This window comes from Bacillota bacterium (assembly GCA_023511835.1).
Taxonomy (GTDB): domain Bacteria; phylum Bacillota; class Sulfobacillia; order JAIMAT01; family JAIMAT01; genus JAIMAT01.
In genome coordinates, this window is sequence record JAIMAT010000002.1 from 14,696 (window position 1) to 40,056 (window position 25,361).

The 25,361-nt window shown below is 74.2% G+C and carries 23 protein-coding genes and 1 pseudogene; 19 read left to right on the forward strand and 5 right to left on the reverse strand.

What is annotated here, in order from left to right; genetic code table 11:
• Positions 1 to 49 precede the first annotated feature (49 nt).
• The gene (locus K6U79_00650) at positions 50 to 1,138 is read left to right on the forward strand and encodes a DUF4115 domain-containing protein (GenBank protein ID MCL6520867.1); all 1,089 of its coding nucleotides are present in this window, start codon (positions 50 to 52) and stop codon (positions 1,136 to 1,138) included.
• Positions 1,139 to 1,154: 16 nt separating this feature from the next.
• Here the strand turns inward: K6U79_00650 and K6U79_00655 are convergent, their stop codons facing one another.
• The 3 genes from K6U79_00655 to K6U79_00665 form a co-directional block, all read right to left on the reverse strand.
• Positions 1,155 to 1,919, reverse strand: coding sequence for a polysaccharide deacetylase family protein (locus tag K6U79_00655; GenBank protein MCL6520868.1), 765 nt, complete (start codon positions 1,917 to 1,919; stop codon positions 1,155 to 1,157).
• A 68-nt stretch (positions 1,920 to 1,987) separates the two neighbouring features.
• On the reverse strand, positions 1,988 to 3,085 hold the full coding sequence (locus tag K6U79_00660) for a ribonuclease H-like domain-containing protein (GenBank protein ID MCL6520869.1): 1,098 nt from the start codon (positions 3,083 to 3,085) through the stop codon (positions 1,988 to 1,990).
• A gap of 145 nt (positions 3,086 to 3,230) precedes the next feature.
• A complete protein-coding gene (locus K6U79_00665) occupies positions 3,231 to 5,546 on the reverse strand; it encodes a DEAD/DEAH box helicase (protein MCL6520870.1) in 2,316 nt (771 codons plus the stop codon).
• A gap of 40 nt (positions 5,547 to 5,586) precedes the next feature.
• Here K6U79_00665 and bshC point away from each other — a divergent pair, with 40 nt between their 5' ends.
• From bshC to K6U79_00680, 3 genes are read left to right on the forward strand one after another with little or no spacing between them, the layout of a single operon-like run.
• Positions 5,587 to 7,308 carry a bacillithiol biosynthesis cysteine-adding enzyme BshC gene (gene bshC, locus K6U79_00670; GenBank protein ID MCL6520871.1) on the forward strand — a complete coding sequence of 574 codons (1,722 nt, stop codon included), beginning with the start codon at positions 5,587 to 5,589 and terminating at the stop codon, positions 7,306 to 7,308.
• Positions 7,309 to 7,311: 3 nt separating this feature from the next.
• The gene (gene rimO, locus K6U79_00675; protein ID MCL6520872.1) at positions 7,312 to 8,688 is read left to right on the forward strand and encodes a 30S ribosomal protein S12 methylthiotransferase RimO; all 1,377 of its coding nucleotides are present in this window, start codon (positions 7,312 to 7,314) and stop codon (positions 8,686 to 8,688) included.
• Complete coding sequence (locus tag K6U79_00680; GenBank protein MCL6520873.1) at positions 8,685 to 9,992, forward strand: D-alanyl-D-alanine carboxypeptidase; 1,308 nt, start codon at positions 8,685 to 8,687, stop codon at positions 9,990 to 9,992. Before rimO ends, K6U79_00680 begins: the two co-directional genes overlap by 4 nt.
• Before the next feature lie 160 nt (positions 9,993 to 10,152).
• Here K6U79_00680 and K6U79_00685 read toward each other — a convergent pair whose 3' ends face one another.
• The gene (locus K6U79_00685) at positions 10,153 to 10,353 is read right to left on the reverse strand and encodes a cold shock domain-containing protein (GenBank protein ID MCL6520874.1); all 201 of its coding nucleotides are present in this window, start codon (positions 10,351 to 10,353) and stop codon (positions 10,153 to 10,155) included.
• A gap of 184 nt (positions 10,354 to 10,537) precedes the next feature.
• Between K6U79_00685 and K6U79_00690 the strand changes: the two genes are divergently transcribed.
• The 12 genes from K6U79_00690 to K6U79_00745 all read left to right on the forward strand — a co-directional run bounded on the left by K6U79_00690 (position 10,538) and on the right by K6U79_00745 (position 20,376).
• Positions 10,538 to 10,741 carry a hypothetical protein gene (locus tag K6U79_00690; protein ID MCL6520875.1) on the forward strand — a complete coding sequence of 68 codons (204 nt, stop codon included), beginning with the start codon at positions 10,538 to 10,540 and terminating at the stop codon, positions 10,739 to 10,741.
• A 92-nt stretch (positions 10,742 to 10,833) separates the two neighbouring features.
• Entirely contained in the window at positions 10,834 to 11,301 is a 468-nt protein-coding gene (locus K6U79_00695; GenBank protein MCL6520876.1) for a GNAT family N-acetyltransferase, read from the forward strand.
• A 105-nt stretch (positions 11,302 to 11,406) separates the two neighbouring features.
• Positions 11,407 to 11,949, forward strand: coding sequence for a hypothetical protein (locus tag K6U79_00700; protein MCL6520877.1), 543 nt, complete (start codon positions 11,407 to 11,409; stop codon positions 11,947 to 11,949).
• Positions 11,946 to 13,490 carry an AAA family ATPase gene (locus tag K6U79_00705; protein MCL6520878.1) on the forward strand — a complete coding sequence of 515 codons (1,545 nt, stop codon included), beginning with the start codon at positions 11,946 to 11,948 and terminating at the stop codon, positions 13,488 to 13,490. Before K6U79_00700 ends, K6U79_00705 begins: the two co-directional genes overlap by 4 nt.
• Positions 13,491 to 13,492: 2 nt before the next feature.
• The gene (locus K6U79_00710; GenBank protein ID MCL6520879.1) at positions 13,493 to 13,990 is read left to right on the forward strand and encodes a nicotinamide-nucleotide amidohydrolase family protein; all 498 of its coding nucleotides are present in this window, start codon (positions 13,493 to 13,495) and stop codon (positions 13,988 to 13,990) included.
• On the forward strand, positions 13,987 to 14,547 hold the full coding sequence (thpR, locus tag K6U79_00715; GenBank protein MCL6520880.1) for an RNA 2',3'-cyclic phosphodiesterase: 561 nt from the start codon (positions 13,987 to 13,989) through the stop codon (positions 14,545 to 14,547). Before K6U79_00710 ends, thpR begins: the two co-directional genes overlap by 4 nt.
• 88 nt (positions 14,548 to 14,635) lie before the next feature.
• Positions 14,636 to 15,685 (forward strand): recombinase RecA, encoded by a 1,050-nt coding sequence (gene recA, locus K6U79_00720; GenBank protein ID MCL6520881.1) that lies wholly within the window; start codon positions 14,636 to 14,638, stop codon positions 15,683 to 15,685.
• Positions 15,682 to 16,311, forward strand: a complete 630-nt coding sequence (locus tag K6U79_00725; protein ID MCL6520882.1) for a recombination regulator RecX — start codon at positions 15,682 to 15,684, stop codon at positions 16,309 to 16,311. The genes recA and K6U79_00725 overlap by 4 nt, the downstream gene beginning before the upstream one ends.
• Positions 16,312 to 16,661: 350 nt before the next feature.
• Positions 16,662 to 18,200 (forward strand): ribonuclease Y, encoded by a 1,539-nt coding sequence (gene rny / locus K6U79_00730; GenBank protein MCL6520883.1) that lies wholly within the window; start codon positions 16,662 to 16,664, stop codon positions 18,198 to 18,200.
• Positions 18,201 to 18,211: 11 nt separating this feature from the next.
• A complete protein-coding gene (locus K6U79_00735) occupies positions 18,212 to 19,009 on the forward strand; it encodes a TIGR00282 family metallophosphoesterase (GenBank protein ID MCL6520884.1) in 798 nt (265 codons plus the stop codon).
• Between the two features lie 15 nt (positions 19,010 to 19,024).
• Positions 19,025 to 19,864: a PHP domain-containing protein gene (locus K6U79_00740; protein ID MCL6520885.1), complete on the forward strand. Its 840-nt coding sequence runs from the start codon at positions 19,025 to 19,027 to the stop codon at positions 19,862 to 19,864.
• The gene (locus tag K6U79_00745; protein MCL6520886.1) at positions 19,840 to 20,376 is read left to right on the forward strand and encodes a hypothetical protein; all 537 of its coding nucleotides are present in this window, start codon (positions 19,840 to 19,842) and stop codon (positions 20,374 to 20,376) included. The genes K6U79_00740 and K6U79_00745 overlap by 25 nt, the downstream gene beginning before the upstream one ends.
• A 23-nt stretch (positions 20,377 to 20,399) precedes the next feature.
• Here K6U79_00745 and K6U79_00750 read toward each other — a convergent pair.
• A pseudogene (locus K6U79_00750) lies at positions 20,400 to 20,846 on the reverse strand (Lrp/AsnC family transcriptional regulator).
• Positions 20,847 to 21,020: 174 nt separating this feature from the next.
• Here K6U79_00750 and miaB point away from each other — a divergent pair.
• From miaB to mutS, 3 genes are read left to right on the forward strand one after another with little or no spacing between them, the layout of a single operon-like run.
• The gene (gene miaB / locus K6U79_00755; GenBank protein MCL6520887.1) at positions 21,021 to 22,421 is read left to right on the forward strand and encodes a tRNA (N6-isopentenyl adenosine(37)-C2)-methylthiotransferase MiaB; all 1,401 of its coding nucleotides are present in this window, start codon (positions 21,021 to 21,023) and stop codon (positions 22,419 to 22,421) included.
• The gene (locus K6U79_00760) at positions 22,418 to 22,702 is read left to right on the forward strand and encodes a YlbF family regulator (protein MCL6520888.1); all 285 of its coding nucleotides are present in this window, start codon (positions 22,418 to 22,420) and stop codon (positions 22,700 to 22,702) included. Before miaB ends, K6U79_00760 begins: the two co-directional genes overlap by 4 nt.
• Complete coding sequence (gene mutS / locus K6U79_00765; GenBank protein ID MCL6520889.1) at positions 22,699 to 25,338, forward strand: DNA mismatch repair protein MutS; 2,640 nt, start codon at positions 22,699 to 22,701, stop codon at positions 25,336 to 25,338. Before K6U79_00760 ends, mutS begins: the two co-directional genes overlap by 4 nt.
• Positions 25,339 to 25,361: the final 23 nt, after the last annotated feature.

A 25,361-nucleotide genomic window follows, 5' to 3' on the forward strand; every position in this document is an offset into this window, starting at 1 on the left:
CCGGCCGGACGGCGCGCCCGGCCGGAGCGGGAGCGAGGAGGAAGGCGAGATGGAGACGGTCGGCAGCATCCTGCGGCAAAGGCGCGAGGCGCTGGGCCTCTCGCTGGAGGAGGTGCAGAACCGCACCAAGATCCGCATCCGCTACCTGGACGCCCTGGAGCGCGGCGACTACGCCCTCCTGCCGGGAGAGGTCTACGCGCGGGGCTTCCTGCGCGCCTACGCGGAGGTGCTGGAGATCGACCCGCAGCCGCTCCTGGAGCGACTCCGGCGCGAGTGGGGGGGCCTTCCCGCGACGTCGGAGGAGCCGGGGAGCAGCGGCCGGGAGCTCCCCGCCGGGCGGCCGGCGGCTCGGGAGGAGGAGACTCCCCCCTGGCGCGCCACCCCGCCCCAGGCCGAGCGCCCCGGCGCCGCCGCCGACGAGGGCCTCCCCGGGGGCGGGCCGACGTTGCCACCGCGGTCGCGGGCGCCCCGGCCGGCGCCGCACGCCCGCTCCCGCGGGCGCGACCGCGCCGCCGGACCGCCGGCCCGTCCCGCCCCGCCGGCGCGATCGGGCCTCGCCGTGCGGAATCCCGTCCGGCTGGCCGGCATCGCGGCCGGACTCCTGGTCCTCGTCGCGGTTGTGGCCTACGCCCTCTGGCCGCGCTCGCCCGCGGCCGCACCCGCCGGCGGCCCGGCGAGCGCGCAGCACGGGGGTACGCCGGCGACGACGGCCAAGGGCGGGGGCGGGACGGCCACCTCCGAGACCGGCGGCAGCTCCGGCGGCATCGCCGCCCAGCCTCCGCAGGTCGAGCGCGTAGTCTCGGGTCAGACGGTGCTCTATACGCTCAAAGGCCAGGGGCCGCTGCAACTGGACGTAAGCTTTGACGACCGCGTCTGGCTGGAGGTGAAGGCGGACGGCAAGACCGTCTACAGCGGCACCCTCTCCGCCGGCAGCCGGCGGAGCTGGACCGCCAGCCGCGAGCTGGACGTGGTGACCGCGCGCCCCTACGCCATGGCCGTCTCGCTCAACGGCCAGTCGCTGGGCACGCCCAGCCAGTCGACCCAGGTCACCTACCTGGTCTTCGTGGCCGGCGGCAGCGGCTCCGGTACCGGCGGCAGCGGCTCCGGTACCGGCGCCGCCGGCTCGCCGGGCGGCTGAGCGGGGCCGGCCGGGGCTAGCGCGCCGGGGCCGGAGCGGGGCGGACGCCGGCGTCGGCCAGGAGCCGGCTGAGCGTCACGAAACGGAAGCCCTTCTCGCGCAGGCCCTGGATGATCTGGCGCAGGGCCAGCGGCGTCTGGCTGTCGGTGTCGTTGGCGTTCATCAGGATCAGGTCGCCGGGCCGCGCCAGGCGGAGCACCCGGCGCCGGATGTAGTCCGTCCCCGGGCCGAGCCAGTCCTGAGAGTCGAGGCTCCAGCGGACGGGGACGTAGCCCTCCTGCACCGCCGTCTGCACCACCGCGCTGCTGTAGTCGCCGTTGGGCGCCCGGAAGAAGCGGGGCTGGCGCCCCGTCACCCGGCTCAGCACGTCGCCCGCCTGGCGCATCTCCTCGCGGATCACCTCGGGCCCGTACTGGCTCATGTTGATCTGCCGGTACCCCAGGCTGCCCACTTCGTGACCGTCGGCCGCCATGCGGCGGAGCAGCTCGGGGTACTCGGCCGCCCAGGCGCCGGAGACGAAGAAGACGGCCTGCACGTGCTCCTCGTGCAGGACGTCCAGCACCTGCATGGCCACCTGCTGGCCCCAGGCCACGTCGAAGGTGAGCACCAGCTCCGGTTGCCGCGTCGCCACCCGCTCCAGCGGGCCGGGACGACCCGCTGTCGGCAACTCCGCGGCCAGCCGGAGGCCGCCCTCCAACAAGAGGAGCAAACCCAGCAGGCCGGCCAGGAGGGCGGCGCGGCGGCGGACTGCGTGCCCCAGGTCGAGGTGGAGGACGAACACGCGGGCGGCACCCCCCGCCCGGCCCTGCGGGCCAGGCCACGCTCAAGGGTATGCCCCCCGCCACCGTGCTAGCCCAGGTGGCCCAGCCGCCGGACCAGCCTCCGCCGCCTCCGCTCCAGCTCCTCCAGCCGCAGCGCGGCGCCCGGCAGCCGGCGTGCCGCCTCCGCGTGGAGCGCCCGCTCCACCACCTCCAGGGCGCGGCCGGGCGAGCGCAGGCGGTGCTCGTACAGCTTGGCCAGCGCCACGTAGGCCTCGAAGGGTGCCAGCGGCGAGGGGTCCAGGAGCGCCTCCCAGACCCGGGCCGCCTCCTCCCACCGCCGGCGCCGCTCCAGCTCGCGCGCCAGCAGGCGGCCTGCCCGCAGACGCTCGCCGGCCCGCTCGGCGGCCTCGAAGGCGCGCCGGAGAAGCGCGGCGGCCGCGGCGTCGCCCGCCGCATGCGCCCTCCGCCCCAGCGCCTCGGCCGCCCAGCCGGGCAGCCGGGCGGGCTCGGCCGCGGCCAGAAGCGCGGCCGCGCGGCTCGCCAGCGCCGCCAGCGCCAGCAGGTCGAGGCGGTTGTGGGCGGCCACGTCGTCGAGAAGGTCGACACCGGCCCCGTTCAGGTAGGCCAGGTAGCGCGCCGGCGCCGCCGAGCCGGGCATGTCGCCCGCGCGGCGCAGGCCCAGGACGCCTTCCTCCAGAGCGGCCAGCGAGGCGCGCCCCAGGCGTCGGCCCCAGAGCAGGCGCGCGGCGGGCAGGAGGTCCCAGGCTGCCAAGCTGCCCCCTTCCCCGGCCGCGAAGGGGTTGGGCAGCGCCCCCGGACCGTGGCTGAGGAGCCAGCGGGCCGCCAGGAGCGGCAGGTCGAAGCGGTCGCCGTTGAAGGTGACCCAGGCGCGCCCGGCCAGGTCGGCCGCCACCCGCTCCAGCCAGGAGGCCTCCAAGGCCGGCTCGAGGAGCAGGTGCTGGCGCAGGTGCAGCTCTTCGCCCTCCCACCAGGCGAGCCCGACCAGAAAGACCAGCGTCCCCGGCGCCGGTCCGAGGCCGGTGCTCTCCACATCCAGGTAGCCCCAGCGCCGCGGCGAGCCTTCCAACGGCACGAGCCACGGCAGGAGCCCGCGGCGGGGCTCGGCGTCGAGGCCGGCGGCCTCCAGCCCCGGTACGCGCCCGGCGGGGAGGCGCTCGAAGCGCACCTCCGCCCCTCCGTCCCCCGGCCGGGGCGGGATCGGGACGGCCGCCGGCCCCGCCGCCGGTCCAGGCGCCGCCGGCGGTCCGGCTGCCTGCGCCCGGGACGGCTGGCCTCGCTCGGGGCGCTGGGCGAGAAAGCGTTCCCAGCGTTCAAGGAGCCCCGTGCGGCCTCACCTCGTCCGGCCGCTCCTCCGCCCCCGCCAGGGCCGCGGCCAGGAGCGCCCGCGCCACCTCCTTGCCGCGCGGGCCCACCTCGCTGGCGGGTCCGACGCAGCCGGGGCAGCCGTTGGCGCAGGGGCAGCGCTCCACCAGCTCCAGGGCGGCATGCAGGAGTTCGCGGTGGAGCGTGTAGAGCTTCTCGCTCAGCCCCACACCGCCCGGATAACTCTCGTAGAGAAAGACCGTCGGCCGGCCGGTGAAGGGCGAGCGCGCCTGGATGGAGGCGCGCAGGTCGTGCCCGTCGCAGAGGAGATAGAGCGGCGCCACGCCCGCCAGCAGCCGGCCGAGCCCCAGGAGGCCGCCCTCCAGCACCGCCTGCGGCCAGAGCGCCCCGCTCTCCGGCGGGAGGCTCAGCCAGAAGGCGGTGGAGGGCATCTCCAGCTCCGGCAGGTGGATCCGGCCCCAGCCCACGTTCTCCCGTGTGGTGAAACGGATCTTCTTGAAGAGCGTGGCGCGGGAGACCACCCGCACCTCGCCCCAGGCTCGCTGCCAGCCGCCCGGCAGGAGCTCCTGGCGCTCCACCGAGGTAACGCGCAGCTCCACCGCCAGGTCGGCGTCGGTGTAGTAGTCCACCTCCACCGGCCGCACGTACGCCTTCCGCTCGGCGAAGTCGAGGCGCGTCACCTCGTACTGGCGGCCGCCGTGGAGGTAGATGGCCTGCTCGTGGACCAGCAGCGGCGCGGAGAAGAGGTCGACCTCGCCGATGACGCGGGCACCGCGGCTCGTGTCGACGATGACCACGTTCTCCTGGGCGGCCGAGCGGAGGCTGATCTCGTTGGCGGGGAAGCTCTCCGCGTTCCAGTACCAGCGTCCGCCCGCGAGGCGGAGCACCCCTTCCTGGGCGAGGAACTCCAGGATCGCCTCCAGGTCCACCTCCTCCCCCTCCAGGCCGGGCCAGCGCTCGCCGTCGCGGAAGGGCAGTTCGAAGGCGGCGCACTGCACGTGGCTCATGAGGATGTAGAGGTTTTCCGGGTTGATGCGCGCCTCCTCGGGCGGCTTCGACAGGAAGTACTCCGGGTGCGTCACGACGAACTGGTCCAGGGGGGCGCCGCTGGCCACCAGCACCGCCGCCGCCGGCTCGTTCCGCCGCCCCGCCCGGCCCGCCTCCTGCCAGGTGCTGGCCACGCTGCCCGGGTAGCCGGCCATGACGCAGGCGCTGAGGCCGCCGATGTCCACGCCCAGCTCCAGGGCGTTGGTGCTGGCCACACCCAGCGTCTCGCCGCTGCGCAGGCTCCGCTCGATGCGCCGCCGCTCGCCCGGGAGGTAGCCGCCCCGGTAGCCCTCGACGCGCCGCGCCACGGCGGGAGGCAGCTTCCTGCGCAGCTCCGAGAGCATCAGCTCGACGGAGAGGCGGGAGCGGCCGAAGAGGATGGTCGGGATCTCGTGACGCAGGAAGCGTGCCGCCCAGGCCTCGGCCTCGGCCAGCGAGCTCCGCCGGATCCCCGAGGCGGGATCGACAAGAGGAGGATTATAAAATATCAGATGTTTCTCGCCCTGCGGCGCTCCGCTCTCCTCGATGGCCACGGCCGGCTGGCCGGTCAGCCGGCTGGCCAGCTCGGCCGGGTTGCCGATGGTGGCCGAGGTGCAGATATACTGCGGGCGGCTTCCGTAGAAGGCGGCGACGCGGGCGAGCCGGCGGAGGACGTTGGCCACGTGGCTTCCGAAGACGCCGCGGTACTGGTGGAGCTCGTCGACGACCACGAAGCGCAGGCCCTGGAAGAGCTTCTGCCAGCCCGTGTGATGCGGCAGGATGGCCGAGTGGAGCATGTCGGGATTGGTGATGACGATGCGCGCGCCGGCGCGGACGGCGCGGCGCCGCTCGGCGGGGGTGTCGCCGTCGTAGGTGTCGGTCGCCGGCTCGCCGCCCAGCTCGGCGGTGATGGCGGCCAGCTCGGCCCGCTGGTCCTGGGCCAGCGCCTTGGTGGGGAAGAGGTAGAGCGCGCGGGCGCCCGGCTCGACCAGCAGGCGCTCGAGCACCGGCAGATTGTAGCAGAGCGTCTTGCCGGAAGCTGTGGGCGTCACCACCACCGGGTTCTGGCCGCGGCGCACCGCCTCCCAGGCGGCGCGCTGGTGGCTGTAAAGGCGGCGGATGCCACGCCGCTCGAGGGCCCCGCGCAACGCCGCCGGTACCTCCTCCGGCCAGTCGCGCCACTCCGCCTCGCGCGGCGGCGTCCGCACCCAGGCCGTCACCGAGGCCCGGAGCGCCGGATCGGCGTCGACCTCCTCCAGGAGTTGTGCCAGGTTCACGGGTGACCACCCACCTCGGAAGAGCCCGGGAGACCGGGCTGTGCGAAGGACGGTGACCAAGATCCCCAAAGAGTTTCGTGCCGGACCCCTGACTCCTCTCGCCGTCAACCCGCTCTTCGCGCGCTGGCTGGCGGACCGCTCCGCCCTGGCGGGGAGGCTGACGCTGGCGGTCGACCCGGCCGACCCCGCCCTGGAACGGGCGGCCGGCGAGACGGAGCGGCTCGACGCCGGCGGCCGCCGCGGCCTGGCGGAGGCGCTCGTGGCGACCGCGGAGGAGCTGGGCGCGCCCCGGGAGAGCTTGGCCAACGCCGCCCGCCTCGCCGAGCCGCGGGCGCTGGCGGTGGTGACCGGACAGCAGCCGGCGCTGGCCACGGGTCCGGCCTACACCCTCTACAAGGCGCTGCAAGCGGTGCGCTGGGCGCGGGAACTCGAGCGGCGCTGGGCGAGGCCCGTCATCCCTGTCTTCTGGCTGGCCGGTGACGACCACGACTACGGCGAGGCGTCCGGCGCCTGGGTCTGGACCGCGGACCGTCGGGGCCTGCGCGTCCGCCTGGCCACCCGGCGCGGCTGGCGGAAGCCGGTCGCCTGGCTGCCGCTGGAGGCTGACGCGCGGCTGGCCGTGCGCACGCTCTCCGAGGCGCTGGCGCCGCTGGCGCACGGGGGCCGTGTGGCGGCGCTGCTGGAGGAGAGCCTGGGGGCCTCGCGGCAGATGGGCGACTGGTTCGCCCGCCAGCTGCTGGCGCTGCTGGGACGCCAGGGCCTGGTGCTGCTCGACCCCATGCGGCCCGAGCTGCGGCGGCTGGCCGCGCCGGTGGTGGAGCGGGTGCTGCGCCGGCCGGAGGAGGTGCTGGAGGCCTGTCGCAGCGGCGAGGAGGCCGTGCGCCGGCTGGGCTTCGAGCCGGCCCTGCGCTCGCCGGAGGGACAGCTGCCCCTTTTTCACCTGGACGCGTCGGGCGCCCGGCGCGTCCTCCGCTTCTCGCAGGGAAGCTTCCACGAGCGGGGCGGCGCCTGGAGCGGCGACGCCGGCCGGCTCCTGGCGGAGCTGGAGGCGGAGCCCGGCCGCTTCAGCCCGTCGGCCGCCCTCCGCCCCGTCGTCCAGGACCGGCTGCTGCCCACCGTCGCCTACGTGGCCGGACCGGGCGAGATCGCCTACATGAGCCAGCTGGCCGAGCTCTACGCCTTCTACGGCATGCGACCGCCGGTCCTCCTGCCGCGCCGGCACGTCACCTTCGCCGGGCCGGAGGAGCGGGAGTGGTTGGACGGGCTGGGCCTCGACGCGGAGCGCCTCTGGCAGGCGCACGACGCGCTGGACGCGCTGGTGGCCGAGGCGGTGCCCCGTCTCCGCCGGGCCGTCTCCGACTGGGGGGCGAGGCGCGCCGCGCTGGAGCGGGAGCTCCGGGCCAGCCAGCGCTTCCTGGAGCAGCTGGCCGGGCAGGGCGTCGTGCGGCAGGAGGCGGGCGCGGAGGCGGGCTGGGTGGGGGAGTGGCTGGAGCGGCTGGACAGCCGCTTCCGGGAGCGGCTCCGCCAGCGCTTCCGTTCCGATTTCGGCGAGGCGCGCCGCGTCGCCGCCGCGCTCTTCCCCCAGGGGTTGCCGCAGGACCGCCACTACACCGTCTGGTCGTGGCTGGCCCGGCAGGGCCCGGAGTGGCTGGAGGAGCTGTTGGAGGCTCCGCTGGAGCCGCTCCACGTGCTCGTGCTGGAGACACCCTCCGCGGCGACCTGCGGGCAGGGGCGGCTCGCCGCAGAGAGGGGGGAGGAGTAGGCGATGGGTTCCGGGCGGGCGTCGGTCTACATCGAGACGCTGGGCTGCGCGAAGAACACGGTGGACAGCGAGTACATGGCCGGAATCCTGGAGCGCGCCGGCTTCCGGCTGACGCGGGAGCCGGCGCGGGCCGACGTGGCCGTGCTGGAGACCTGCGGCTTCATCGGGCCGGCGCGGGAGGAGTCGCTGGCGGCGCTGGAGGAGCTCCTGGAGTGGAAGCGGCGCGGGCGGGCGCGGGCGGTGGTGGTGGCGGGCTGCCTCGTGCAGCGCGATCCCGCCGGCCTGCGGCAGCTCTACCCGGACGTCGACGCGCTCTTGGGCAGCGGCGACTTCCCGCGCGTGGCCGAGGTGCTGGAGCGGCTTCTGGAGCGGGAACCGCGGACCGGAGCTGGGGCGGTCGCGGCGGGTGCGCCCCCGGACGTGGTGGGCCGGCCCGACTACCGCTACGACGAGCTGCTGCCCCGGCGGCGGGACGGAGGCTTCTCCGCCTACGTCAAGATCGCCGAGGGTTGCGATCACGGCTGCGCCTTCTGCGCCATCCCGCTGATGCGGGGACGCTTCCGCTCGCGGCCTCCTGAGGTGATCGAGCAAGAGGTGCGCCGCCTGGTGGCCTCAGGCGTGCGCGAGATCAACTTGGTGGCCCAGGACAGCACGGCCTACGGCCTCGACCGGCCGGGCTGCCCGCGTCTGCCGGAGCTTCTCCGGCGACTGGACCGGGTCGAGGGGCTGGAGTGGCTCCGCCTCCACTACGCCTACCCCACGCTGGTGGACGAGCCGCTGCTGGAGGCCATGGCCGAGAGCCGCCACGTCCTCCACTACCTGGACATGCCCCTGCAGCATGCCAGCGACCGCATCCTGGAGGCCATGCGGCGCCCCGAGCGGCGCCGTCTCATCGAGGCCAAGGTGGAGCTGGTCCGGCGCCGCCTGCCTGACGTCGTCCTGCGCAGCACCTTCATCGTCGGCTTCCCCGGTGAGGGGCGCGACGACTTCCGGGAACTGCTGGACCTGCTGCGCGGCCTGGAGCTGGATCGCGTCGGCTTCTTCGCCTACTCGCCCGAGGAAGGGACCCCCGCCGCCAGCCTCCGCCCGCAGGTGCCCGAGCGGGTGAAGGCGTCGCGCCTGCGCCGCGCGGAGGATCTCCAGGCGCGCATCAGCCGGCGGCGGCAGTCGCGCCTCGTCGGTCAGGTGCTGGAGGTCTGGGCGGAGGGGCCCGACGAGCAGGACCCCGGCTACTGGCTCGGCCGCTGGTGGGGCCAGGCGCCGGAGGTGGACGGGAATGTGGTCTTCCGCCCCGGGCGTCCCCACCGACCGGGCGACCGGGTGCGCGTCCGCATCGAGCGGGCCGAGGCAGCCGACTTGCTGGGGAGCGAGGTCGGGTGAGGCCGCGGCCGGCCGGCGCGCCGGGCGAAGCGAGCCGGCGGAGGCGCCGGTTCGGCCTCGTGCTCCTCCTCCTGCTGCTTCCCCTGCCCCTGGCGACGCTCCCCGCCTCGGCCGCGGCGGTCGACCCCCGCCTCCGCACCGCCGACCTCCTTCGTCCCGCCGAGCCGCCGCCGCCCGTGGAGGCGCCGGGCTTCCTGGTGATGGACGAGCAGACCGGGCAGGTGCTGGCGGAACGCCAGGGCGACGTGCCGCGCCCGCCGGCCAGCATCACCAAGATCCTGACGGCCCTCGTGGTCCTGGAGCGGAGGCGGCCGGACGAGCGGGTGACCGTCAGCCGCGAGGCCTCGCAAGTGCAGGGCAGCCGCGTCTACCTGAGCGGGGGCTCGACCTTCACGGTGGAGCAGCTGCTCCTGGCGCTGATGCTGGCCTCGGCCAACGACGCGGCGGTGGCGCTGGCGGAGCATGTGGCCGGTAGCGAGGAAGCCTTCGCCAGCCTGATGAACCGGCGCGCTCTCCAGCTCGGCGCGCGCACCGCCCACTTCGTCAACGCCAGCGGGCTGCCCGACCCCTCGCATGTCGCCTCGCCGCTGGACATGGCGCTCATCGCCCGCGCGGCGCTTCAGAATCCGGCCTTCCGCCGCCTGGTGGCCACGCGCGAGGCGGACATCCCCTGGTACCACGGCAGCGGCCCCCGTCACCTCGTCAACCACAACAAGCTGCTCTTCGAACACCCCGACGTGGTCGGGGTGAAGAACGGCTACACGGTAGAGGCCGGCCAGACACTGGTCCTGGCCGTGCGGCGGGGATCCGAGGGGATCCTGGTGGTCACCATGGGGGGCGGGAGCCGCAACTGGGAGGAGAGCTATGCCTTGGCCGACTGGGCTTTCCGGAACTTCCGCCGCATCGAGGCGGTGCGGGCGGGGCAGCGCTTCCTGCTGCCGGCCGGCGCCGAGCGCCACGTCGAGGCCGAGGCCACGCGCGCCCTCCGGCTGGACGTACCCGTCGGTTCGCCCCCGCCTCGCCTCCGGCTTCGCACGTTCCGGTCCGAGCGCCCGGGCGGCGTCTCCGCGCGGGTGGAGGTCTACGTGGGCGACGTGCAGGTGGGCGATGTGGCGCTGGCTCGGCCGGCGACGGAGCAGCAAGCGGCGGGAGCCGGCGCCGGCTGGCGGGACCGGGGCGGCTGGCTGCTGGCGGGCTTGGCGCTGCTGGCGGTCGGCTGGGAATGGCGCCTGCGCCGCCTGCGCAGGCGGCGGCTGGCGCTGCGACGGCGAAGGCGGGAGCTGCCGGCGGGAGAAGGCAGGTGAGGGGCGCTGCCCGTCGAATGGCTCTCTCCAAGGGAAGCGGGGGGCGGTGCGCATGGCGTTGCCCGCGGAGGGCGAGCTGGAGACGCCTTCGGAGACGAAGAGAGCGTTCTGCGCGAGCAGAACGCTCTTTCGATCTCTCAGTCCTTCGCGCGGTGCTGCGTCAGAGTTTTACAACGTTCTGGGCCTGGGGCCCCTTGGTGCCCTGAACGATGTCGAACTGGACGCGCTGACCTTCTTCCAGGGTCCGGAATCCTTCACTCTGGATGGCGGTGTAGTGGACGAAGACGTCGCCCTCACCGTCGTCCCGGCTGATGAACCCGTAACCCTTCTCCGCGTTGAACCACTTAACGGTACCCTGCAAACCCTGAGACCTCCAGGTGAAGAGATTCGCCGAACCGGGGTCAGCGTGAGGCTAGTATACCACAGCCGAGTGCCGGTAAAGCCGGAGGCGCCGCGGCGAACGCCAGCCGTGCCGCAAGCCGTCGAAGTCCGTCGCCGGGAAGCCCGCCGGGGAGGCGGGAGGGGCCGGGAAGGGGGGAAGCCACGTGGGCCAGGTCGTGCCGCTCTTCCGCGACATGTACTGCCAGTCGTGCGGTAAACTGATCCGGCGGTTCCGCGGAAACGACCCCACGCTGCGCACGCTGGAGGCCATGGAACGAGAGGGGCGTTTCCGGCGGATCTGCCTCGCCTGCGCCAGGGAGCAGGCGGGCGAGCCGGAGGAGCCGAGGCGCCGGCGCGCCGTCCACTGAGCGCGCGGGTCGGGCGAGCGGCGGCGCGGGACCGGGCCGCCCCACCGCCGGGGCGGCCCGGCCGGGGCGAGTAGGGAGGAGGATGGGCAACCTTGTGGACCGTCGAGTACGCCACCCATGACGACGTGGCCAGCATCCTGAGCGTGCAGCGCTCCGCCTTCGAAGAGAACCAGCGCCGCTACCGCTTCCCCCTGCCCCAGCTGCGCGAGACGGAGGAGGACGTGGCGCGCGACCTGCGCGAGGCGGTGGTCCTGGTGGCGCGGCAGGGCGAGGAGGTCATCGGCGCCGTGCGCGGGCGCATCGACGGGGAGGCGTGCGAGGTCTACGACCTGGCGGTCGACCCGGCCTACGCCCACCTGGCGGTGGGGCGCTCGCTGATGAGCCGCATCGAGGCGGAGGCACTGGGGCGGGGGGCGACGCGCGTCCGGCTGCGCACGGGCCTGCGCGACGCGCCCGCCATCGACTTCTACCTGAAGCTGGGCTATCGGCCCACCTCCGTGGTGCGCGACGACCTGACCGAATACGACCAGGTAGAGTTCGTCAAGGAGCTGGCCGAGTAGCGCACGGCGCGAGCCGGCGCCCGCTGGCAGGCTTGTCCGTTTCGATCGCCGTCCGCCTTTCCCTAAGATGGAGGAGCGAGAGTCGAAACGACGGGGAGGCGGACGGTGTCGACGCGAGGGCGGCGGGCGGGGCTGGCGCTCCTCGGCCTGGCGGGAGGCTTGCTGCTGCTGTTTGGCGGCCAGGCGGTCTACCGCTGGGCGACCTTCAGTCGGCCGATCCAGTCGGCGCTGGCGGGGCGGCCGGAGGTGCTCGCCTACCGCGTCGACCTCCAGGCGGATCCCCCGGTCGTCCGCGTCCGGCTCGCACCGGTGGAGCAGCTCGAGGAGACGGTCCACGCCCTGGACGACGCTCTGGCGGCCGCCCTGGGCGGCGGGTGCTTCCGGCTGGAGGTGGAGGACCGGCGCGACGCCGAACTGGTGCGGGACTACTACCGGCTCAACCTGGTCCTGGCCGAGGGGCTGGCCACGGGTCGCTTCACGGCCATGGAGGAACAGGCGCAGCGCCTGGCCGGCCAGATGGGCCTGGAAAGGCTGACGCTGACGGTGGATGCGCGACACCTCTACGTCACCCTGGTCAAGGGTGACCACTACCTCTACCAGCTGGTGCCGCGGAGCGCCCAGTGCCCGGGCGGGGTGGGGAGCGGGTGAGGGAGCTGGCCGTGGGGACGGCCGTGGCCCTGCTCCTCTTCCTGCTGGCGCAGGGTGTCAACGTGCTGCCCTTCCTCGTCCTCGGGGGTCTGCTCTTCGCCCTCTACCGCTGGGTGGGCCTGCCCGGCCTGGCGGTGAGGCGCTTCGTGCCGCTGGCGCCGGCGGAGCGGAACGAGGGCGTCACCTTCGACGACATCGGCGGCCAGGGCTCTGCCAAGCAGGAGCTCCTGGAGGCGCTCACCTTCGTCACGGAGGCCGAGCGCGTCCGCGCCCTGGGCATCCGGCCGCTGCGCGGCATCCTGCTGGTGGGCCCGCCGGGGACGGGCAAGACGCTTCTGGCCAAGGCTGCCGCCACCGCCACCCGCTCCGTCTTCATCCCCGCCTCGGGCGCCGAGTTCGTCGAGATGTACGCGGGCGTGGGCGCCCAGCGCGTGCGCGAGCTCTTCCGGCGCGCGCGGGAGACGGCCCGGCGCGGCGGGCGCTCCAGCGCCGTCGTCTTCATCGACGAGCTCGAGGTGTTGGGCGGAAAGCGGGGCCGTCACGAGAGCCACCTGGAGTACGACCAGACGCTCAACCAGCTGCTGGTGGAGATGGACGGCATCCGCGGCGACGAAGACGTCTACCTGCTGGTCATCGGCGCCACCAACCGGCCGGACCTGCTGGACGAGGCGCTGACGCGCCCGGGGCGATTCGACCGGGTGGTGCGCGTGGAGCTCCCCGACCGCGAGGGACGCCGCCAGATCCTGGAGCTCCACACGCGCAACAAGCGGCTGGCCGGGGACGTCGACCTGGACGAGGTGGCGCGGGAGACCTTCGGCTTCTCCGGCGCGCACCTGGAGAGCCTGGCCAACGAGGCCGCTATCCTGGCGCTGCGCGAGGGGGAGGAGGCGATCCACCAGCGCCACCTGCTGGAGGCCGTCGAGAAGGTGATCATGGGCGAGAAGCTGGACCGTCGGCCGACCGAGGCGGAGCGCTACCGGATCGCCGTCCACGAATCGGGCCATGCGCTCGTGGGCGAGTGGCTGGAACCCGGCTCGGTGGCCAGCATCACCATCGCCTCGCGGGGGGAGGCGCTGGGCTATGTCCGCCAGGCGCCCCAGCAAGATCCCTACCTTTACACGCAGGAGTACCTGGAGAACCAGATCTGCCGGGCGCTGGGGGGCTCGGTGGCGGAGCGGCTGGTCCTGGGCGGCGCCAGCACCGGCGCAGCCAGCGATTTCGACCAGGCGCTCTCGCTGGCCGAGCGCATGATCGAGGCTGGCATGACGCGCCTGGGCGTGGTCAGCCGCGAGACGCTGCCGCCGGCGCTCCGCCACCGCGTCCTGAGCGAGCTGATGGCGGAGATGGAGCGGCGGACGCAGGCCATCGTGGAGGAGAACCGCGAGCGCCTGGAGGGACTGGCCCGCGAGCTCCTGGCCCGGGAGCGGCTGGGCGGCGCAGAGGTGCGGCAGCTGCTGGGCCTTCCCTCCCCCGGCGAAGCCGGCGCCCGGGAGGGGAGCGAGGCGGGGGGCGCGGCGGACGCCGCGGGAGGGGCGGTGTGAAGGTGGGCGGCGAGCGCGCCCTTGAGCTGGCACGACGGTTGGGCGAGCGGCTGCGGCAGCGGGGCGAGACGCTGGCCGTGGCCGAATCGTGCACGGGAGGGCTGCTGGCCGACCGCATCACCGACGTGCCCGGCGCTTCCGACTACTTCCTGCTCGGTGTGGTCGCCTACGCCAACCGCGCCAAGGAAGCGCTGCTCGGCGTGCCCGCCGCGGTGCTGGAGCGGCACGGCGCGGTGAGCGGGGAGACGGCGCGCGCCATGGCCGAGGGGGTGCGCCGGCGCGCGGGCTCCGACTGGGGGCTGGCGACGACCGGCATCGCCGGCCCCGGCGGGGCCCGGCCGGGCAAGCCGGTGGGCCTGGTCTGGGTGGCGACGGCCGGGAGCGGGGAGGTCTGGGCGGAGGAGCTTCACCTGGCCGGCGATCGCCGCCAGGTGAAGGAGGGGGCGGTGGAGGCGCTGCTGGAGGCCTTCCTGCGCACGCTGGAGGGCGGGTGGGGATGAGCGAGACGTGGCGCCTCTTCGTCGCCATCCCCCTCGAGGGGTTGGCGGCGGAGCCGCTCCGGGCGACGCGGAGCGAGTGGGAGCGGCGGCTGCCCGGCCTGCGCTGGGTGGGCGCGGAGCAGCTGCACCTGACGCTCCGCTTCCTGGGCGAGAGCCCGCCCGACCGGGTCGGCCCGCTCCTGGAGCGGCTGGAGCGGGTGGAGCGCCCCGCGACCGGGGCGCCGCTGCGGCTGGCGGGCGGGGGCGCCTTCCCCCAGCCGGCCCGGGCGCGCGTCCTCTGGTGGGGGCTGGCGGCGGAGTGGCTGGAGCCGCTGGCGCGGCAGGTGGAGGAGGCGGTGCGCGCCGCGGGCTGGCCGGCCGAGGAGCGTCGCTTCGTCGGCCACCTGACCGTCGCGCGGGTGCGGGGGGGTGGCAGCCTGGACGCACGGCCGCTTCTGACGGGCTGGCAGGATCGCCTCTGGGCGACGGGGGCCGTCTCCGAGTTCGTCCTCTACCGGAGCCAGCTCCGCCCCCAGGGTCCGCTCTATACCCCTCTGGCGCGCTTTGCCTTCCGCTGACCGGCGGCGCCCGCGGACGGGCGCCGCCCGCCCTCTTGTCACGCCCGTCCGCCGGGTGGATACTGGGAAGGAAGGCATCTGGAAAATGATGGGGGAACGGACCTTGGACCGACAGAAGGCGCTGGACACGGCGCTCCTCCAGATCGAACGGCAGTTCGGAAAGGGCGCCATCATGCGCCTGGGTGAGGCGGCGAGCCAGATGCAGGTGGAGACCATCTCCACCGGCTCGCTGGCCCTCGACTTGGCCCTGGGCGTGGGCGGGCTCCCGCGGGGGCGGGTGGTGGAGATCTTCGGGCCCGAGTCCTCGGGCAAGACCACCGTGGCCCTCCACGTCATCGCCGAGGCCCAGCGAGCCGGCGGCGTCGCCGCCTTCATCGACGCCGAGCACGCCCTCGACCCCGCTTACGCCCGCGGCATCGGCGTCGACGTCGACAACCTGCTGATCTCGCAGCCGGATACGGGCGAGCAGGCGCTGGAGATCGCCGACGCACTGGTCCGCTCCGGGGCGGTGGACGTGGTGGTGGTCGACTCGGTGGCGGCACTGGTGCCCAAGGCCGAGATCGAGGGCGAGATGGGCGACTCCCACGTGGGCCTGCAGGCGCGCCTCATGTCCCAGGCGCTCAGGAAGCTGACCGGCTCCATCTCCCGCTCGCGCACCTGCGTCGTCTTCATCAACCAGCTGCGCGAGAAGGTGGGCGTCATGTTCGGCAACCCCGAGGTGACGCCGGGCGGGCGCGCGCTCAAGTTCTACGCCTCCGTCCGCATCGACGTGCGGCGCGTGGAGTCGCTCAAGCAGGGGGCCGAAAACGTGGGTATCCGCGTCCGCGCCAAGGTGGTGAAGAACAAGGTGGCGCCCCCCTTCAAGCAGGCCGAGTTCGACCTCCTCTACGGGCGCGGCATTTCCAAGGAAGGCGACATCCTGGACATCGGCTCCGAGCTGGACGTGGTGACGCGCACCGGCGCCTGGTACGCCTACGGCGACATGCGGCTGGGTCAGGGCAAGGAAAACGCGCGCGACTTCCTGCGCGAGCATCCGGACGTGGCGGCCGAGATCGAGGCCAGGATCCGCCAGCGGCTCGGCACGGCGACCATCGCCGCCGCGGCGGCGGAAGGGCCCGAGCCGGGGCTGGAGGGTTGAGAGTCACCCGCCTGGAGGAGGATCCGCGCGGCGGCGTGCGCGTAGAGGTGGACGGCCGCGCCGTCGGCTCCGTGGCCGCCGAGGCGGTGCTCGACCTGGGCCTCCGCGCCGGGGCGCCGCTGGACGAGGAGGCCTGGCCGCGGCTGGAGCTGGAGCTGGAGGCGCATGCCGCCACCCGGCGCGCCCTGGGCTGGCTCTCGGTGCACGCGCGGGCGCGGCGCGAGGTGGAGTTGCGCCTGCTGCGGGCGGGCTTTCGGGGGCAGGCGGTGGAGCTGGCGCTGGCGCGCCTGGAGCGGCTGGGCTACCTGGACGACGCCGCGGTCGCTCGCAGGCTGGTCGAGGAGCGGGGGCGGGAGTGGGGAACGGCCCGCCTCCGGCAGGAGCTGCGCAGGCGCGGGCTGCCGCCGGCGATGGTGGAGGAGGCGCTCGCCTCCGCCGGCCTGCCCGGGGAGGAGGAGGTGGCGCTGGAGCTGGCGCGCCGCAGGTGGCTCCGCTGCGGCGACCTGCCGGCGGAGGTCTGCCGCCGACGGCTGGCCGGCTTCCTGAGGCGGCGCGGCTTCGCCTGGCAGGTGGTGGAGGAGGTTCTCGCCCGCCTTGACAGCGATTTCCGTGCCCCCATAGACTGAAAAAGGGCGTATGGCACCGAGACCGGCCGTGGGCCGTTCGCATAGATGACGGGAGATCTGGTGGATCCGGGGCGACGAGGAGAGGGAGGATCGATTCTTCGAGGCCGGACGGTGGGATGAGGGACGGCCGGCAGGGAGCCGTGCCGGGAACGCCCGCCGTGCAAGGCCACCCGAGAGCCCGTCCATTCGAAGCGATCGCCATGGAGGCCGAGCCCCCGCTCGGTCTTTTTTCGCAACTGGGGAGCCCTCCCGTCTCGGGGGGACCGGGGGCGGGAAGACCGGCGGACCGCCCCCGCCGCGGAAGGTGGGGCGGGTCGTGTCCTTTCTGACGATGACAGGGGTGAAGGAGCGTGGCGTGGAACGCGCTGGTCGCCCTGCTGGCGGGGCTCCTCGCGGGCGGCGGCGCGACCTATCTGTGGGCGCGCAGCCTGTCGACGAGCCTGGTCCGCCAGGCGGAGCAAGAGGCCGCCCGCATCCGTGAGCAGGCGGCCCAGGAGCGGGAGCAGCTGCTGCTGCAGGGGAGACTGGAAGCCGAGGAGGAGTCGCGCAAGCTGGTCCGCCAGGCGCAGGCGGAGGCCCAGGCCTGGCGTTCCGAGGTGCAGAAGGTCGAAAGCCGGCTGGAGCAGCGGGAAGAGGGGCTGGAGCGCCGCGCGCGCCAGCTGGACCGGCGGGAGGAGGAGATCGAGGCCCGGGCGCACGAGGCGGAGGCGCTCCGCGCCGAGGCCGAGCGGCTCCGCCAGCAGCAGATGACGGAGCTGGAACGGATCGCCGGGCTGACCCGGCAGCAGGCCCGGGAGGAGCTGATGGGCGAGGTGCGGCAGACGGCCGAGCGGGAGGCCGCGCTGCTGGCCCGCCAGATCGAGGAGGAGGCGCGCGCCCGGGCCGAGCGCGAGGCGCGCGAGGTGATCGCCCAGGCGATCCAGCGCTGCGCCGCCGACTACGTGGCCGAGTCGACCGTCTCGGTGGTGCCCATTCCCAGCGAGGACATGAAGGGTCGCATCATCGGCCGCGAGGGACGGAACATCCGGGCCTTCGAGGCCATCGCCGGTGTCGACCTGATCGTGGACGACACGCCGGAGGCGGTGGTCGTCTCCGCCTTCGAGCCGGTGCGGCGCGAGAAGGCGCGCCTGGCCCTGGAGATGCTGGTGGCCGACGGGCGCATCCACCCCGCGCGCATCGAGGAGGTCTACCAGAAGGCCGAGCGTGAGATCGAGCAGGAGATCCAGGAGGCGGGCGAGGAAGCCTGCCTCGAGGTGGGCGTCCACGGTCTCCACGGGGAGCTGGTGCGCACGCTGGGGCGGCTCAAGTTCCGCACGAGCTACGGCCAGAACGTGCTGCGTCACTCGGTCGAGGTGGCCCACCTGGCCGGGATGATGGCCAGCATGCTGGGCGCGGACGTCGCCGTGGCCAAGCGGGCCGGCCTGCTCCACGACATCGGCAAGGCCATCGACCGCGAGATGGAGGGCACCCACGTGATGCTGGGCATGGAGCTTCTGCGCCGCTACCACGAGCCGGAGGCGGTCATCCACGCCATGTCCACCCATCACGGCGAGTTCGAGGCCGAGAGCGTCGAGGCGGTGCTGGTGACGGCCGCGGACGCGCTCTCGGCGGCGCGGCCGGGCGCCCGCCGCGAGACGCTGGAGGCCTACATCCAGCGGCTCGCCAAGCTGGAGGAGATCGCCAGCTCCTTCAAGGGTGTGGAGAAGTCGTACGCCATCCAGGCGGGGCGCGAGATCCGCATCATCGTCAAGCCGGACGAGGTGGACGACCTGGGCTCCTGGACCATGGCCAAGGAGATCGCGCGTCGCATCGAGAAGGAAATGCAGTATCCGGGTCAGATCAAGGTGACGGTCATCCGCGAGTCGCGGGCCGTGGAGTACGCGCGCTGAGGAGGCGGGCCTTGCGGCTCCTCTTCATCGGGGACATCGTGGGCAAGCCGGGGCGGGAGATGGTCCGGGAGGTCCTCTCCCGCCTCGTCCGCGAGCAGGCGATCGACGCGGTGGTAGCGAACGCCGAGAACGCCGCGGGTCACGCCGGCCTCACCCCGGCGGTGGCGAGGGAGCTTCTGGAGGCCGGCGTGGACGTGATCACGCTGGGCGACCACGCCTGGGACCGGAAGGAGCTTCTGCCGGCCATCGACGAGCTGACCGCCGTCGTCCGGCCCGCCAACTACCCGCCCGGGGTGCCGGGCCAAGGCTGGCTGGTCAAGGAGCTGCCGAACGGCCTGCGGCTGGGCGTCGTCAACCTGCTGGGGCGGGTCTTCATGCGCGTCCAGGCGGACGACCCCTTCCGCAAGGCGGACGAGGTGCTGGCGGAGATGGCGGGGCGGGCGGACGTGGTGCTGGTCGACTTCCACGCCGAGGCCACCTCGGAGAAGGCGGCCCTGGGCTGGTACCTCGACGGCCGGGTGAGCGCCGTCCTGGGGACGCATACCCATGTGCAGACCGCCGACGAGCGGATCCTGCCCGGGGGGACCGCCTGCCTGAGCGACGCGGGCATGACCGGGCCCAGCGAGTCGGTCCTGGGCGTGGAGACGTCGCTGGCGTTGGAACGCTTCCTTACGCAGATGCCCGTCCGCTTCGAGGTGGCGCGGGGACCGCGCCAGTTCTGCGCGGCGGTGGTGGACGTGGAGCCCGAGAGCGGACGGGCCACGGCCATCCGCCGCATCTTCCTGCGAGAGAACGCGCAAGGCGCCTAGCCGGGGAGGCAAGCGATGGCGGCCGACCTGCACAACCACACCATCTACTCCGACGGGACGATCTCGCCCGCCCAGCTGCTCCGCTGGGGGGCCGACCTGAAGCTGGCCTATCTGGGGATCACCGACCATGACACCGACGAGGGGATCGCGCACGCCCGCAAGGCGGTCGAGGAGCTGCGGAAGAAGGGCTTCCAGCCGCCGGAGCTGGTGCCGGGGGTGGAGTTGAGCACCGAGGTCCAGTCTCGCTCCGTCCATCTGCTCGCCTACTGGCCGGAGCTGGGCGACGGGCCGCTGGCGGAGCTGCTGGCGCGGATGCAGCGCGAGCGCGTGGCGCGCATCGAGCGGATGGTGGCCAAGCTGGGCGAGGAGAACCTCTTTGTGGACCTGGACCGGGTGCGCGAGCTGGCCGGCCCGGGGGTGATCGGCCGGCCCCATGTCGCCCGGGCGCTGGTGGAGGAGGGGTACGCCTCCAGTGTGGAGGAGGCCTTCGACCTCTACCTGGTCCGGGGACGCCCGGGCTACGTGCCCCGTCCCAAGCTCGACCCGCCCGCGGCCGCCGAGGCCGTCCACGCCGCCGGGGGCGTCTGCGTGCTGGCCCACCCGCGGCTGGTGGGCGACGAGGGACTGGTGGAGCAGCTGGCGGCCTCCGGGCTGCTGGACGGGCTGGAGGCGTGGCACCCCGAGCACAACGCGACCGAGACGCAGCGCTACCTCGACCTGGCCCACCGCTACCGCCTGGTTACCACCGGCGGCAGCGACTTCCACGCCCAGGGCGAGGGGAGCGGCCGCCTGGGCGCCGCCACGGCGCCCGACGAGGTGGTGAACGAACTGTGGAGCCGGAGGAAGAGGGCCTAGCCGCCGCGGGCGGAGGCGGGGAGGCGTCCGTCTCGCTGGAGGAGGCGTGCGAGCGGCTGCGCATCCGCCCCTACCTCTTCCGCACGCTGGCCCAGCAGCAGCCCGAGATCTTCCGCACCGTGCTGGAGGCGGGAGAGCGGCGGGTGCGCGTCGGCGACCTGGCGGCCATGGAACGCTTCCTGGCGCGGCGCGCCGGCTGCACGGAGGAGGCGGCGCGGCCGGGCGAGACCGCGGAGGAGCCGGCGGGCGCGGAAGAAGAGGAGGCGCGCTCGCCCGAGGAGCGGCTGGCGCGCGTGGAGGCGCGACTCGCCCGCCTCGAGGAGGCCCTGGCCTCCGAGCGCGACCAGTGGCTGACCAGCCTGACGCGCCTGCAGCAGGAAGTACGCCAGCTCCGCTACGAGCTGGCCGCCGCCACGCCGCGCCGGGCGCGGCGCCGCTTCCGCCTGCCCGGCTTCGGCAGGGGCGGCGGGCTGCCCGGCGAGACGGCCGGCCCGGGGAGCGGGCCGGCCTGACCGCGCCCGGTCCAACGGCCGGTTCAGCGCGTGCTGGGCAGGGCCACGCCCCAGGTGTAGGAGCGCTTGTAGATGCGCAGGAGCAGCGACGAATTGATCTCCCGGATGCCGCGGATGCGGCTCAGCTTGTGCAGGAGGAACTCGGCCAGCTCGCGGTTGTCGGCGAAGAAGGCGCGCGCCACCACGTCGTATTCGCCGGTGGCGGCGGCCACGTAGTGGACCTCCGGCAGCGCTGTCAGATCCTCCAGCACGCTTTCGATATCCGCGGTCTCCACTCTGAGCCCGAAAAACGCCGCCGTCTCGAAGCCGACCGCGAAGGGGTCGGCGATGGCGGCGACGCGAATCAGGCCCGCCTCCTTCAGCTGGTTGAACCGGCGCCGGACGGTGCCCTCGGTGACGCCGATGCGGGCGGCCATGTCCACGAAGGACATGCGCCCGTCGGCCTGCAGCAGCTCGATGATCTGGCGATCGACGGGGTGAATGGTCTCCAACGGCGACCCCCTCCGGCCGGTGACGAATTCCGTGCGAAAGCCGGCACGACGGAAATACGGTATCAGAGGGGAGCGTCTTCCACAATCCCTCGCTGGGGCGTTTGCCCGCGACGGCGGCCGCGCCTTGGACCCGCCTTCCGGGCGGCGGGTATAATGCCGGCAGCACGAGCGGGGGGTCTTCCATTGACGGGGCGGTACTACATCCGCACGTGGGGCTGCCAGATGAACGAGCGGGACAGCGAGATCCTGGCCGGGCAGCTCGAGAGCATGGGCTACGAGGCGGCGGAGCGGCCCGAGGAGGCCGACGTCGTCCTTCTCAATACGTGCACCATCCGCGACAACGCGGACCAGAAGCAGCTGGGTGAGCTGGGGCGCCTCAAGCCGCTCAAGGCACGAAATCCGGCGATGATCCTGGGCGTCGCCGGCTGCATGGCGCAGGTGCCCGAGGCGGTGGAGCGGATCCGGCGGCAGGCGCCCTTCGTCGACCTGGTCTTCGGCACGCACAACCTCCACCAGCTGCCCCAGCTGATCGAGCGGGCGCGGCAGAGCGAGGAGATGGTGGTGGACGTCTGGCAGTACGCCGAGGGCGTCCAGGAGCACCTGCCCTCCCGCCGTGCGCCCGGCGTGCGCGCCTGGGTGAACGTCATCTACGGCTGCGACAAGTACTGCACCTACTGCATCGTCCCCTACACCCGCGGCCGGGAGCGGAGCCGGCGTCCGGAGGAGATCCTGGCCGAGGTGCGCCAGCTGGTGGAGGAGGGCTACCGCGAGATCACCCTCCTGGGCCAGAACGTCAACTCCTACGGCCACGACCTGCCCGAGCGCTACGACTTCGCCGACCTGCTGCGCGACGTCGACCGTCTGCCGGGAATCGGCTGGGTGCGCTTCATGACCTCCCACCCGCGCGACTTCACGCCGCGCCTGATCGAGACGCTGGCCGAGACCGAGCACGTCTGCGAGCACATCCACCTGCCCGTCCAGTCCGGCTCCGACGCCGTCCTGCGGCGGATGAACAGGAAGTACACCGCCGCCCAGTACCTGGAGACGGTGGAGCGGATCCGCGAGCGCATCCCCGGCGCGACGCTGACCACCGACATCATCGTCGGCTTCCCGGGCGAGACGGAGGAGGACTTCCAGGCGACGCTGGAGCTGGTCCGGCGGGTCCGCTACGACAACGCCTTCACCTTCGTCTACTCGCCGCGCGCCGGCACGGTGGCGACGCGCTGGCTGGCCGACGACCCCGCCGGTGAGGAGGAGAAGCACCGCCGCCTGGAGCGCCTCAACGAGCTGGTCTATGCCATCGCCCGCGAGAAGAACGAGGCGCTGGTGGGCCGCGAGGTGGAGGTGCTGGTGGAGGGGCCGAGCCGCAAGGACCCCTCCGTCTTTACGGCGCGGACGCGCGGCAACAAGCTGGTCCTCCTCCCCGGCGAGGAGGTGCGGGCGGGCGAGTGGAGGCGGGTGCGCATCACCCGGGCGCAGACCTGGACGCTGGAGGCGGTCCCGGCCGACCGTCCGGAGGCCCGCCCGGCGGCGCTGGCAGGTGGGCGGGCGTGAGGGCGGAGGTGCTGATCCGCGCGCGCGAACTGGCCCGGGCGCTGGAGGAGAGCGAGGAGGTTCGCGAGCTGCGCGCGGCCGAGGCCCTCCTGGCCGAGCGGGGTACGGCCGACGCGGAGGCGGGCCGGCGCTACCGCGAGGCGCGCCTGCGAGTGGAGGCGCTGACCGGTGCCGTCCTGGACGTGCTCTCGGCGGCGCTGACCGGCGGGCCCGCGGCCCGGGCGGGAGGCTGCGCCTCGTGCGGGCTGGCGGCCGGGCCGGCGGCCCGCCTGGGGGCATGAGCGCGGCCGAGCCGGCGGACGGCGCGCGCGCCGAGGGGCGCGGCGCCCCGCCGCTGCTGGAGCAGTACCTGCGCATCAAGGGCGAGCATCCCGAGGCGCTCCTCTTCTTCCGGCTGGGCGACTTCTTCGAGCTCTTCTTCGAAGACGCCGAGATCGCCGCGCGCGAGCTGGATCTCACCCTGACCGGGCGCGAGCTGCAAAAGGGCCGCCGGGTGCCCATGTGCGGCGTCCCCCACCACTCGGCGGAGGGCTACATCCGCCGCCTGGTCGAGAAGGGCTACCGGGTGGCGCTCTGCGAGCAGATGGAGGATCCCCGCCTGGCCAGGGGGCTGGTGGAGCGCCAGGTGATCCGCGTCATCAGCGCGGGGACGCTCCTGGAGCCCGGCCTCCTGGAGGCGGGGAAGAACAACTTCCTGGCGGCGCTGGCGCCCGGCCGGCAGGCGCTGGGCCTGGCCTACGCCGACGCCTCCACGGGCGAGTTCCGCGCCGGCGAGTGGAGCGGCGGCGAGGAGGGCTGGCTGGAGGAGCTGGACCGCCTCCAGCCGGCCGAGGTGCTCCTTCCGGAGGGCGTCGCCGGGGAGCTGGAGGAGGCCGTCCGGAACCGCGGCCTCCGCCTCACCCTGCGCCCGCCGCGGGAGTTCGAGCCGGGACGGGCGAAGGCTCGGCTGCGCGAGCACTTCGGGCTCGCCTCGCTGGACGCCTTCGACCTGGAGGGGAGGCCGCAGGGGACGGCGGCGGCGGGCGCGCTCCTGGCCTACCTGGCCGAGTCGCAACCGGCCGGCGTCGCCCAGCTGACGGAGATCCGCCTCCTGCAGCCGGGCGAGGTGATGCTCCTGGACGCGGCCACGCGCCGCAACCTGGAGCTGGTGCAGCGCGGCCCGGAGGGGGGGCGGCAGGGGACGCTCCTGGAGACGCTGGACGGGACGGTGACCGCCCCCGGCCTGCGCACGCTGCGGCGCTGGATCGAGCGGCCGCTGACGCGGGCGGAGGCGGTCAACCGGCGGCTGGACGCGGTGGAGACCCTGGTCCGCCACCCCCTGGAGCGCGCCCGCCTGCGGCGACTGCTGGGCGGCGTGCGCGACGCCGAGCGGCTGGCCACGCGCGCCGTCCTCGGCCTGGCCGGCCCGCGCGACCTGCTGGAGATGGCCCAGACGCTGGAGGCGGCGGCCGAGGCGCAGCGCCTCCTGGCGGGCATGGAGCTGCCGGAGCTGCTGGCGGGGCTGGCCGCGGCGCTGGAGCCGCCGCCGGATCTGGCCGAGGAGATCCGCCGCGCGCTGGTCGACGAGCCGCCGGTCGCGCCCGGCGAGGGCGACGTCATCCGTCCCGGCTACGACGCCGAGGTGGACCGGCTGCGCGCGCTCAGCCGCCACAGCGAGGAGGAGATCCGCGCCGTGGAGCGGCGCGAGCGCGAACGGACGGGGATCCGCAGCCTCCGCCTGGGCTACAACCGCGTCTTCGGCTACTACATCGAGGTCTCTCGCGCGCAGCGCCACCTGGTGCCGCCCGACTACGTGCGCAAGCAGACGCTGGCCAACGCCGAGCGCTTCGTCACCGAGGAGCTGCGGGCGCTGGAGGAGCGGGTGGAGAGCGCGCGCGAGGAACTCCTGCGGCGGGAGAGCGAGCTCTTCGCCGCGCTCCGCCAGCGGGTGGGGGCGGAGCTGGCGCGCCTGCGGGCGCTGGGTGGCGCCCTGGGGCGGCTGGACGCGCTCCAGGGGCTGGCCGAGGTGGCCGCCCAGCGCGGCTGGGTGCGCCCGCAGGTGGACGAGGGCGAGCGCATCGAGATCGCCCAGGGGCGCCATCCGGTGGTGGAGCGGGCGCTCCCACCGGGGAGCTTCGTCCCGAACGACGTGCTCCTGGGGCCGGAGCGGAGGGTGCTCCTGATCACCGGGCCCAACATGGCCGGCAAGTCCACCTATGCGCGCCAGGTGGCGGTTCTGGTGCTGGCGGCGCAGGTGGGAAGCTTCCTGCCGGCGGAGTCGGCGCACGTGGGCGTCGTCGACCGGATCTTCACCCGCATCGGCTCGGCCGACGACCTGGCGGCGGGCAAGTCGACCTTCATGGTGGAGATGGGCGAGGTGGCGCATATCCTCCGCCAGGCGACGGCGCGCAGCCTGGTGGTGCTGGACGAGGTGGGCCGCGGCACCAGCACCTTCGATGGGCTCAGCCTGGCTTGGGCGGTCACCGAGTACCTGCACGACCGGGTGGGGGCGCGGACGCTCTTCGCCACCCACTACCACGAGCTGACCGGGCTGGAGGCGAAGCTGCCGGCGCTGGTCAACCTGACCATGGCGGTGGAGGAGGAAGGGGGACGGATCCTCTTCCTGCGCCGCGTCCGTCCCGGGGCGGCCGACCGCAGCTACGGCATCGAGGTGGCGCGCCTGGCCGGCGTGCCGGCGGAGGTGCTGCGCCGGGCGCAGCGCATCCTGGAGCGGCTGGAGCGCGAGCAGGCACGGCGCGAGGCGCGCGGCCGCCTGGAGGGTTCGCCGGAGGCGGAGCAGCTTTCGCTCCTGCCGCCGCCGGAGGCGGTCCAAGTGCTGGAGGAGCTGCGCAGCCTGGACGTGGAGCGGACGACGCCGCTGGAGGCGCTCCAGCGCCTGGCCACCTGGCAGGCGCTGCTCCGGGGGGGCGGGGCGTGAGGGCGGCGTCCGCCGGGGGAGGC

Excerpts from the sequence above, each read along its gene's own strand:
- K6U79_00650 (MCL6520867.1), top strand. The coding sequence starts at position 50 with ATGGAGACGGTCGGCAGCATCCTGCGGCAAAGGCGCGAGGCGCTGGGC.
- mutS (MCL6520889.1), top strand. The coding sequence starts at position 22,699 with ATGAGCGCGGCCGAGCCGGCGGACGGCGCGCGCGCCGAGGGGCGCGGC.
- recA (MCL6520881.1), top strand. The coding sequence starts at position 14,636 with ATGGGGGAACGGACCTTGGACCGACAGAAGGCGCTGGACACGGCGCTC.
- rimO (MCL6520872.1), top strand. The coding sequence starts at position 7,312 with ATGGGTTCCGGGCGGGCGTCGGTCTACATCGAGACGCTGGGCTGCGCG.
- K6U79_00740 (MCL6520885.1), top strand. The coding sequence starts at position 19,025 with ATGGCGGCCGACCTGCACAACCACACCATCTACTCCGACGGGACGATC.
- miaB (MCL6520887.1), top strand. The coding sequence starts at position 21,021 with ATGCCGGCAGCACGAGCGGGGGGTCTTCCATTGACGGGGCGGTACTAC.
- thpR (MCL6520880.1), top strand. The coding sequence starts at position 13,987 with ATGAGCGAGACGTGGCGCCTCTTCGTCGCCATCCCCCTCGAGGGGTTG.